This window comes from Chamaesiphon sp. GL140_3_metabinner_50 (assembly GCF_025361915.1).
Classification (GTDB): domain Bacteria; phylum Cyanobacteriota; class Cyanobacteriia; order Cyanobacteriales; family Chamaesiphonaceae; genus Chamaesiphon.
The window spans coordinates 36,490-45,182 of sequence record NZ_JANYJC010000135.1 but is presented as its reverse complement, the minus strand read 5'-3'; the positions used below and the strand labels follow the sequence as shown (position 1 = coordinate 45,182).

Genomic DNA, 8,693 nt, shown 5'->3' with positions numbered 1-8,693 from the left:
AAAAAGAGAATCGAATATTACTTATTTAATGGGACGCAAATTCAACGAAATTATGCAGCTCTTTATTTTAAACGACTGGGTGAAATAAGTCTTTTAGCTAAAGCAGTGGAAATGGGCTGTATCGATCGCGTTCAAGCATTTTCTAAATAGCAGCGACCGCTATTAAATTGAAACATTATCTAGTTGGGAATAAATGACCAACAGCCGAGACAGATAATTGCGGTTCGGGATCGCAGACATATTCAACTAAAATATCTCGATGTCCGTACTTAGCATACAATGTTGCATCAATTCCCGATCGGATCGATCGCTATCTAATACTACTCCATTCTCAAAAGCGATATATTGTCCTTGATACTGAGACAGCAATTCTGGTTTGGCTGCTTGATATAGGTGTTGTTGATGTAGTAGGTATTCGATCCGCTCTGGCTCGATGGATTCGAGATGATTTGAGGTCATAACGATTTGTCGATTTACTAACAATATGTTCTAATTTTATCCTCTTATCGGTCGATTCTGGGCATAATTGAAATAATCCAAAATCCAAAATAAGATGGCTGAATATCAAAAAATAGAGTACCGCATTGGTAAAGACGGCAAAGTCACCGAAACCGTCATCAATGGCAACGGCGAAACCTGCACCCTCGCCACCCAGGATATCGAAGCATCCTTGGGAAAAGTCGAATCGCGGGAACTATTACCCGAATATCACGATGGTGCGGATAATTTCCTCGTTGACGAACAGTCTCAATCTAACGAAAATCGAGGATAGTCGAGATGGAGCCAGAATTAATCAGTGGGTTGGTGGGGACTTTCACGAGTATCGCGACATTAGGATTCTTTTACTGGAGATCGCTTAAAATTGCGAAAGCTAGTCGAGTAGCATTAGAATCGCGCTTTAATCAGGAAATTACTGCTTTAAAAGAGCGATCGCAAGCAACTGAATCAGCCTTACAATCTAAACTAACTGAGGTAACATCTCGACTTCAAGCTAGTGAAGTTACAAGCGCAAAGTTAGCAGCAGAAATCATCGCGCTGACACAACAATGTCAGCGATTGCGAGAAGAATTGAAGACACAAGCAGCGCAAGTACAAGCAGATGCGATCGATGGTGGATTCGAGCAGATTCAAACTCTATTAACTCAATACCCCAGCGTGCGAAAGATGGTAGAAAGTCAACCAGATTTACCCGCTCGAAATATCGTCGCTTTATTAACATCTCTTGAAAACCTCATTAAATTTTGGGAGTGTCAATCGATCGGCAAACCGTGGGAAATGGTGCCATACGACCCCCAGATTCATCAAAGCGATATTGGGGATATCCAAACAGGTGAATCGGTTTACGTGCGGTTTGTCGGCTATTGTAAGGGCGATCGGATCTTAATTCCTGCCAAGGTTAGCCGGACATTACCAACGAGAGCAAAATCATGACGGCAATCGCGATCGATTTTGGCACCAGCAACACTGTAGTCAGTATGATAGAACCTGATACCCAAACGCCGAAAACATTGCGGTTTCCTAGTTTGTCGCGGGTATTTAGTTTGGGCGATCCGATCGGCAAAAGTGCAGAGATCGCGGTTATTCCGAGCTTGGTATATGTGGGTAATGGGCGAGAAATTATCATTGGGGAGAAGGTGCGGTCGCAGCGATTGGGACTATCGCAACCACAGCGGTTTTTTCGGGCGTTCAAACGCGATTTGGCAGCAGATTTTCAGATCCCACCACGGACGATCGAGGATAATATATATGATTCTCATGCTGTGGCGATCGAATTTCTGACTCAGATTTGGCAGGAAGTTTTAGCAGCAAATATCGAACCATCTTTAGTTATTTTTACAGTTCCCGTCGGTACGTTCGAGCGGTATTTAGATTGGTTTAAAGATGTCGCCATCGAGTTAAAATTACCGACGGTTAAATTTGTCGATGAATCCACTGCTGCGGCTTTGGGTTATGCGGTACAACGTCCGGGTTCGATCGTGTTAGTGGCTGATTTTGGTGGGGGGACGCTGGATTTAAGTTTAGTGAGAACTTCGCCGTTGGTTGCGGATGATGTCAAATTGCAGGCGGAGGTATTAGCCAAGACAGATGTATATGTGGGTGGGGAAGATATCGATCGGTGGATTATTGAAGATTATTTAGTAAAATTAAATAGCGATAGAGAAACCATCGGCGAAGTCGGCTGGCAGAATTTACTCGCAATTGCCGAACGATTAAAAATTCGGTTGACTAACGATACCGACGCGCGAGAAAGTTGGTTAGATGAGAATACATTTATGTCCTACGATCTGAGTTTAGATCGATCGCAGTTAGAGGAGTTGTTAGAACAGCGACAATTACTCGAACAGTTTCGGGATGCGATCGATGAAATTCTCACTCTCGGTTTGCGAAAAGGCGTGCAAAAATCCGATATCGAACAGATTTTACTAGTCGGTGGGAGCTGTCAGATTCAGGCGATTCAACAACTATTTACCTCTTATTTTGGCAGACAACGGGTGCAGATCCACAAACCCTTTGAAGCCGTCGCTCATGGAGCCTTGGCTCTCACCCAAATTGCGGGATTAGAAGATTATCTCCGACATGGATATTGCATCCGGCTGTGGGAACCCTACACTCGGACATATAATTATTTTCCCCTGTTTGAAGCTGGCATTAAATACCCCTGTGAACGCGAGGAACCGCTGACTCTCCAAGTCGCCATCGAGGGGCAAACCGAACTGCGCTTAGATATTGGTGAAATTGCCGAAATTAGCACCGCCGAAGTCACTTATGACCTGCAGGGGAGGATGAATAGTAGTCCGGTGAATAAACAATCTCAATATCGATCGTTAGAACGCGAACGCAATTCTGTTTGTTTGGCGAGATTAGAGCCACCAGGGGAATTAGGAATCGATCGGATTGCTGTAGAATTTGCAGTAACGGAACATCGAATATTAGTGGTAACGGTGACGGATTTATTGACGAATAGAGTTTTGGTGAAGGAGGGTTCGATTGCTAAATTAAGTTAAACGATCGAGAGCCAAATTAGTAATAAAAATCTAGCTAGATCGTGCAGATCGTCGCTCGACTAATTGTACTGCCAGATCGATCGCCGCCCCCATGCTCCGCGCATCCGCAATTCCCAACCCGGCAATATCAAAAGCCGTCCCATGATCTGGCGAAGTTCTCACAAATGGTAACCCGATCGTGGTATTAATCGCCCGATCGAATGCCATTAACTTCACCGGAATCAAGCCTTGATCGTGATAGAGAGCCAGATAAGCATCCGCAGCTTGCGGCTGAGAATGAGTCCCAAACCAAGCTTGTCCCGGTTTCACCCACATGGTATCTGGCGGTAACAAGCCCAGCAATTTGTACTGTGGATACACCTGTCGCTGTTCCTCCAACCATCGATCCATCCATTCCACCTCTTCCCGCCCCAACTGTCCCCCCTCGCCACTGTGCGGATTTAAGCCCGCGATCGCGATCGTCCCAGATTCTAGCCCAAAATCCGCCTGTAAACACTCTACCAATAACCCCAACTTGAGACTCAGCAATGCTGGTGTCAAAGCCGCAGACACCTGCGCCACCGGAATATGTGTCGTCGCTAACAATGCTCTCAACGTCCAGCCAGTATGGGGAGAGACACCCACAAACATCATCCCAAAGCGGTCTAGATTCGCGCGGAGCGCGAGTAATTCGGTTTGACCTGGAAAATGATGTCCAGCCGCCAACCACGCCGATTTGGCGATCGGAGCCGTCACGATCGCCTCAAATTCACCCGCCAACGTCCGATCGATCGCCGCATCTAAATAAGCAAAACTCGCCGCACCACTCGCCGCATTACCCTGTCCCAATTTCACCCCATCTCGAATCGCTGGAGGTAGTGGGAGATCGATAATATTTAAGTCAGCGGGATTAGCTAACATATTTGCTGGCATCTGCTCGCACAATTGCTGATAACGATCGATTAATAAGTCCAAATCGCCCAGCACCGTCAGATCGCACTCAGCCCCAGATCGCGCAGCTAAAGCCTTGAGAATCACCTCCGTCCCAATTCCCGCCGGATCGCCTAATGTCATAACTAGTCTCGGCTTACTCATAATTTCACATCTTGCATCAGAATGTAGTTTTTAGTGAATAGTTTTTAGTGGATAGTGGATAGGGAATTTTACTTCTTACTTCTTACTTCTTACTTCTTACTCCTTACTCCTTACCCCCAAGATCCTGCTACGATACATGATACGATCCCCATCGCTTGGGGGAACTATAAATCTGTCGTTTAATAATTCGCAAGGAGTACTTCAGTCATGGCTGGTGAAATTTTCAATGCTGCAATCTTGTCGTCGAGCCTGATTTTAGTAGGTTTGAGCCTGGGCTTTCTCTTGCTCAAGATTCAAGGCCCAGAAGAAGAATAATCTGTGGATGAGCCGTGGGGTATGGGGTACACATTCGATCCTCGCCCCAAACTCGTTGTATGAATTTTTGTTAACAAACATGAGACTTTTCTGCTAATATTTAACAAAATAGCTTTAATAATTTTTAATTATTCTTTATAAATGACATTATTGATTGTTGGTGCCACGGGTACCTTGGGCAGACAGATCGCACGCCGCGCCTTGGATGAAGGCTACCAAGTTCGCTGTCTGGTCAGAAGTACGCGCAAAGCTGCTTTTCTCAAAGAGTGGGGGGCAGAATTAGTCGTTGGGAATATCTGTAATCCTAGTAGCTTGGCACCTGCACTAAAAGGTGTCACCGCTGTGATTGATGCCGCCACTGCCAGAGCGACAGATTCATTAAGCATTAAAAAAGTCGATTGGGATGGGCAAGTTGCGCTGATTCAAGCGGCGGCGGAAGCTAAAGTAGAACGGTTTATTTTCTTCTCGATTCTGGGTGCCGAGAATTATCCTAACGTACCCTTGATGGAAATCAAGCGATGTACGGAGCTATTTTTAAAAGAATCGGGTTTGAACTATACGATCTTGCGTCCGGCGGGATTCATGCAGGGACTGATCGGACAATTTGCAATTCCCACCCTGGAAGGGCAACCCGTGTGGATGACTGGCGAATCTTCGCCGATCGCGTACATGGATACTCAAGATGTTGCCAAGTTTGCCATCAAAGCTTTATCGGTACCCGAAACTAGCAAGCGCAGTTTCCCCATCGTCGGCAATCGCGCCTGGAGCGGCAAAGAAATTATTAGTTTCTGCGAACGTCAGTCTGGTAAAGAAGCCAAAATTACCAACGTGCCGCTGGCTCTAATTCGGGTCATGAGACAAACGTTACGCTTCTTTGAGTGGAGCTGGAACTCCGCAGATAGACTAGCTTTTACCGAAGTATTGGCCACTGGGAAACCCCTAGTTGCCGAGATGGACGAAGTATATAAAATTTTTGGAATCGAAGCCAAAGAAATCGGCACGCTAGAAGCTTATTTACAAGAGTACTTCAGCCGAATTCTGCGTAAACTCAAAGAACTAGATTACGAGAAAAACAAGCAAAAAGAAGTCCAAGCCGCCAAACAGAAAAAGAAAAAAGTGATGAACTAAATCGAGATCGAGATGAATCGTAGTTGACGACACCATCCCATCCTCGTAAGATTCTGTGTGCCGAATATGCAATAATTAGAAAAAACCGAACCGCTTGCCATCTTCCTGGTAGATTGCCAACATCGCGATGGCATAATACAGGATCGATGTGGGAGAAAATCGCTGGCATCGCCAACCCGTTCGCGAAGCGTGGGCTTTGCCCGATCGACCTCCACAAGATAGCAGTGTGTATCCCGATCGAATTTTAAGTAGGACTACATCCGTGCCAAAAGTAGGCATAATTTATAACGAGGGTAAACCTGTTGCTTGTCGGATTGCCCAAGAAATCGACGATAAGTTAACAGCACTAGGCTGGGAAGTTTGTACCGCCGCCGCCAAAGGTGGGATCCTTGGGTATTGTCAATCCGATCGACCGATTTCGTATACGCCGATCGATTCTCTGTGTCCCCCCGGCTTTGATTCACAGATGAGTTTCGCGATCGTCTTGGGTGGCGATGGCACAGTTTTGGCTGCTTTTCGTCAAGTTGCACCAAGTGGCATCCCCTTGCTGACGGTTAATACCGGACACATGGGCTTTTTGACCGAAACATACATCAATCAACTCCCAGAGGCGATCGAACTGGCGATCTCCGGCGATTACCAAGTCGAAAATCGGGCGATGCTGACGGTTCAAGTCTGGGAAGGCGATCGGTTATTATGGGAAGCCTTATGCCTGAATGAAATGGTGATCCATCGCGAACCCCTGACCAGCATGTGTCACTTTGAAGTGACCGTCGGCAGACACGCTCCGGTAGACATCGCCGCCGATGGTATCATCCTCTCCACCCCCACGGGTTCTACTGCCTATTCCCTCAGTGCTGGCGGCCCCGTCGTCGCCCCCGGTGTCGATGCCCTCCAACTAGTCCCCATCTGCCCCCATTCCCTCGCCTCGCGCGCGCTAGTGTTTTCCGACTCCGAACCCGTTAAGATCGATTCTGCCAACCCCAATCGGCTCGTAATGGTCGTAGATGGCAATGGTGGCTGTTATATCCTCCCCGAATTTAGCATTAGGGTCGCCCGCTCTCCTTATCCAGCCAAATTTATCCGACTCCAACCCCCCGAATACTTCAAAATCTTGCGCGAAAAACTCGGTTGGGGGTTGCCGCATATTGCCAAGCCGACATCGGTGGAGTTGCCTTAGTAATTAGTGGATAGTGGATAGTGGATAGTGGATTGACTCCGAACCTTAGCTCTAAGCGACAATCCACAGATTTCCTCGACCGAAGCTCGACACCGATTGTTGTGGCGATTGTGTCAAAATGTCGAATCATCCAGAAACAGATCTATTCCCTATTCACTATCCCCTAATGTATGGCAGAAAATACCCCAATTGTCTTAATCGAAAACGATCTAATCTTGGCTGAGAAAATTAGCCTCGATCTGACTAAAGCAGGCTATCAAGTCGCGATCGCCGAAACTGCTAGAATGGGCTTAGAGCAGGCTAAAAAACTGCATCCAGCCTTGATTGCGATCGATCGATCTCTACCTGGAGAATCGGCACTCACACTCATTCCCCAACTGCGAGAATTGGGTTTGATGGTGCCCATTCTCATGCTCATGTCCAACGATGCGATCGCCGATCGAATCGTTTGCTTAGAATCTGGAGCCGATGACTACGTACTCAAACCCTATCACGCCCCCAAATTTTTACACGAGATCGGGTTGTATCTGCACTCTAATGTCAGCGTCGGCGAACAACTGCGGTTTAGCGATCTGGTGTTAGATTTTGTCACGCATCGGGTATCGCGACACGATCGTACCATCGAACTCACCGTCAAAGAGTTTGAACTCCTGCGGTATCTAATGTCCCATCCCGAAACCGAACTGACTAGAGAACAAATCTTAGAAAATGTTTGGGGATATGACTTTTTGGGCGAATCTAATGTCATCGAAGTTTACGTGCGCTATCTCCGGCTCAAATTAGAAAAAGACGGCGGTAAGCGGCTGATTCAAACCGTGCGCGGTGTTGGCTACGTACTGCGAGACTAATTTGTCAGACTTATGTTGACATGGTAGAACAAATAAACTAATCTAGCTAAGGCAAATACTCAAGCAATAGACAATCGCGATCTGTGATGTCTTAGGCATCGCCTATCCCTCTGGAGAAAATTGTCTATGAAGCTATTCCCTATCTTGAAAAGGTGCTCTACTTGCGGCGCACTTTTCGCTATCCCCTACCCCCTAACAGTATCGTGATTCAACAACTCAAATTTATAGCTTGTGGGATAGTCGGGATGTTGTTATTTGGCTGTTCGATCCCCGTGCGCTCTGCACCGCCACTCCCGCCCAAAAATTCCTCAACACCATCAGTATCTACTCCCAAGCCGACGAGTAATCCGCCTACACCGGGTCAAAAACTGCCTCTAAGTGCCCAAATGACGATTAACGGGCAAAATATCCTGCTAGAGGTTGCACGCACGCCTGAAGAGCAATCTATGGGGCTAATGTATCGCATCGAGCTAGCTGCCAATCGGGGGATGTTATTTGTCTTTTCGCCACCGCGTGCGGTGAGCTTTTGGATGAAGAATACATTAATTCCGCTGGATATGATCTTTGTGTCTAATGGCGTAGTCAAGCATATTGGGGTAAATATCCCGCCGTGTAAGGTTAGCGATTGCCCCGGCTACGGCCCAGAGCCAAAAATCCCGATCGATAGCGTAATTGAATTACGTGGTGGCAGAGCTGCCGAGCTGCGGCTTAAAGTTGGCGATCGCGTGAAAATTGACAACTACTCAGCCAAAATGCTGAAATAGCTATTGACTAGCAATAAACGTCAAGACTCGTGTTACGATCCATTCTTAATAATAAAAAAATCAGCAAATTTACTGACACTCCGATTCGTAGTTCAAAAAAACTCTAGAGATTATACGGATTCCGATCGGACGTTAACAAGATTAAATATTTGTTATTGCCAGTTGACAATTTAATCGGTTGGTAATTAGTACGGCTCCACCCATGCTAGCAAAACAATTAGCAATTTTTAAGCAAATTACCACCCGATCGGATTAACCAACCGACTACCGCTTTCATCATTGCTACTTCTAGCCCAGATTTTGTTAGAATTTGCAGCGATCGACGGCACGATCCATTTAATCTCAATTTGAATCTTTCTGTAATTTAGACCGCAATTGG

10 protein-coding genes are annotated in these 8,693 nt (G+C 46.5%); 8 read left to right on the top strand and 2 right to left on the bottom strand.

Annotation, left to right across the window (positions count from 1 at the left end):
• Nucleotides 1-246: 246 nt before the first annotated feature.
• Entirely contained in the window at nt 247-459 is a 213-nt protein-coding gene (locus tag Q0R35_RS07350) for a hypothetical protein (RefSeq protein ID WP_295615489.1), read from the bottom strand.
• A 94-nt stretch (nt 460-553) separates the two neighbouring features.
• On the opposite strand from Q0R35_RS07350, the gene Q0R35_RS07345 reads away from it, so the two are divergent.
• The 3 genes from Q0R35_RS07345 to Q0R35_RS07335 are packed head-to-tail and all read left to right on the top strand — an operon-like array spanning nt 554 to nt 3,005.
• Nucleotides 554-772, top strand: coding sequence for a DUF2997 domain-containing protein (locus Q0R35_RS07345; protein ID WP_295615487.1), 219 nt, complete (start codon nt 554-556; stop codon nt 770-772).
• A 5-nt stretch (nt 773-777) separates the two neighbouring features.
• Nucleotides 778-1,431, top strand: coding sequence for a molecular chaperone GrpE (locus Q0R35_RS07340; protein ID WP_295615485.1), 654 nt, complete (start codon nt 778-780; stop codon nt 1,429-1,431).
• On the top strand, nt 1,428-3,005 hold the full coding sequence (locus Q0R35_RS07335; RefSeq protein WP_295615483.1) for an Hsp70 family protein: 1,578 nt from the start codon (nt 1,428-1,430) through the stop codon (nt 3,003-3,005). Before Q0R35_RS07340 ends, Q0R35_RS07335 begins: the two co-directional genes overlap by 4 nt.
• 30 nt (nt 3,006-3,035) lie before the next feature.
• Here the strand turns inward: Q0R35_RS07335 and pdxA are convergent, their stop codons facing one another.
• Entirely contained in the window at nt 3,036-4,079 is a 1,044-nt protein-coding gene (gene pdxA, locus Q0R35_RS07330; RefSeq protein ID WP_295615480.1) for a 4-hydroxythreonine-4-phosphate dehydrogenase PdxA, read from the bottom strand.
• A 207-nt stretch (nt 4,080-4,286) separates the two neighbouring features.
• Between pdxA and Q0R35_RS07325 the strand changes: the two genes are divergently transcribed.
• From Q0R35_RS07325 to Q0R35_RS07305, 5 genes are all read left to right on the top strand, one after another.
• Nucleotides 4,287-4,394 carry a PetM family cytochrome b6-f complex subunit 7 gene (locus tag Q0R35_RS07325; RefSeq protein WP_295615478.1) on the top strand — a complete coding sequence of 36 codons (108 nt, stop codon included), beginning with the start codon at nt 4,287-4,289 and terminating at the stop codon, nt 4,392-4,394.
• Between the two features lie 141 nt (nt 4,395-4,535).
• The gene (locus Q0R35_RS07320) at nt 4,536-5,522 is read left to right on the top strand and encodes an SDR family oxidoreductase (RefSeq protein WP_295615476.1); all 987 of its coding nucleotides are present in this window, start codon (nt 4,536-4,538) and stop codon (nt 5,520-5,522) included.
• Nucleotides 5,523-5,784: 262 nt separating this feature from the next.
• Complete coding sequence (locus tag Q0R35_RS07315) at nt 5,785-6,702, top strand: NAD(+) kinase (protein WP_295615494.1); 918 nt, start codon at nt 5,785-5,787, stop codon at nt 6,700-6,702.
• A gap of 170 nt (nt 6,703-6,872) precedes the next feature.
• On the top strand, nt 6,873-7,550 hold the full coding sequence (gene nblR / locus Q0R35_RS07310) for a response regulator transcription factor NblR (RefSeq protein ID WP_295615474.1): 678 nt from the start codon (nt 6,873-6,875) through the stop codon (nt 7,548-7,550).
• 203 nt (nt 7,551-7,753) lie between these two features.
• Entirely contained in the window at nt 7,754-8,314 is a 561-nt protein-coding gene (locus tag Q0R35_RS07305) for a DUF192 domain-containing protein (RefSeq protein ID WP_295615472.1), read from the top strand.
• Nucleotides 8,315-8,693: the final 379 nt, after the last annotated feature.

What these genes read in the sequence shown, in the direction of transcription:
- Q0R35_RS07350 (WP_295615489.1), bottom strand. Translation starts at nt 459, where the DNA reads ATGACCTCAAATCATCTCGAATCCATCGAGCCAGAGCGGATCGAATAC.
- Q0R35_RS07345 (WP_295615487.1), top strand. Translation starts at nt 554, where the DNA reads ATGGCTGAATATCAAAAAATAGAGTACCGCATTGGTAAAGACGGCAAA.
- Q0R35_RS07340 (WP_295615485.1), top strand. Translation starts at nt 778, where the DNA reads ATGGAGCCAGAATTAATCAGTGGGTTGGTGGGGACTTTCACGAGTATC.
- Q0R35_RS07335 (WP_295615483.1), top strand. Translation starts at nt 1,428, where the DNA reads ATGACGGCAATCGCGATCGATTTTGGCACCAGCAACACTGTAGTCAGT.
- pdxA (WP_295615480.1), bottom strand. Translation starts at nt 4,079, where the DNA reads ATGAGTAAGCCGAGACTAGTTATGACATTAGGCGATCCGGCGGGAATT.
- Q0R35_RS07325 (WP_295615478.1), top strand. Translation starts at nt 4,287, where the DNA reads ATGGCTGGTGAAATTTTCAATGCTGCAATCTTGTCGTCGAGCCTGATT.
- Q0R35_RS07320 (WP_295615476.1), top strand. Translation starts at nt 4,536, where the DNA reads ATGACATTATTGATTGTTGGTGCCACGGGTACCTTGGGCAGACAGATC.
- nblR (WP_295615474.1), top strand. Translation starts at nt 6,873, where the DNA reads ATGGCAGAAAATACCCCAATTGTCTTAATCGAAAACGATCTAATCTTG.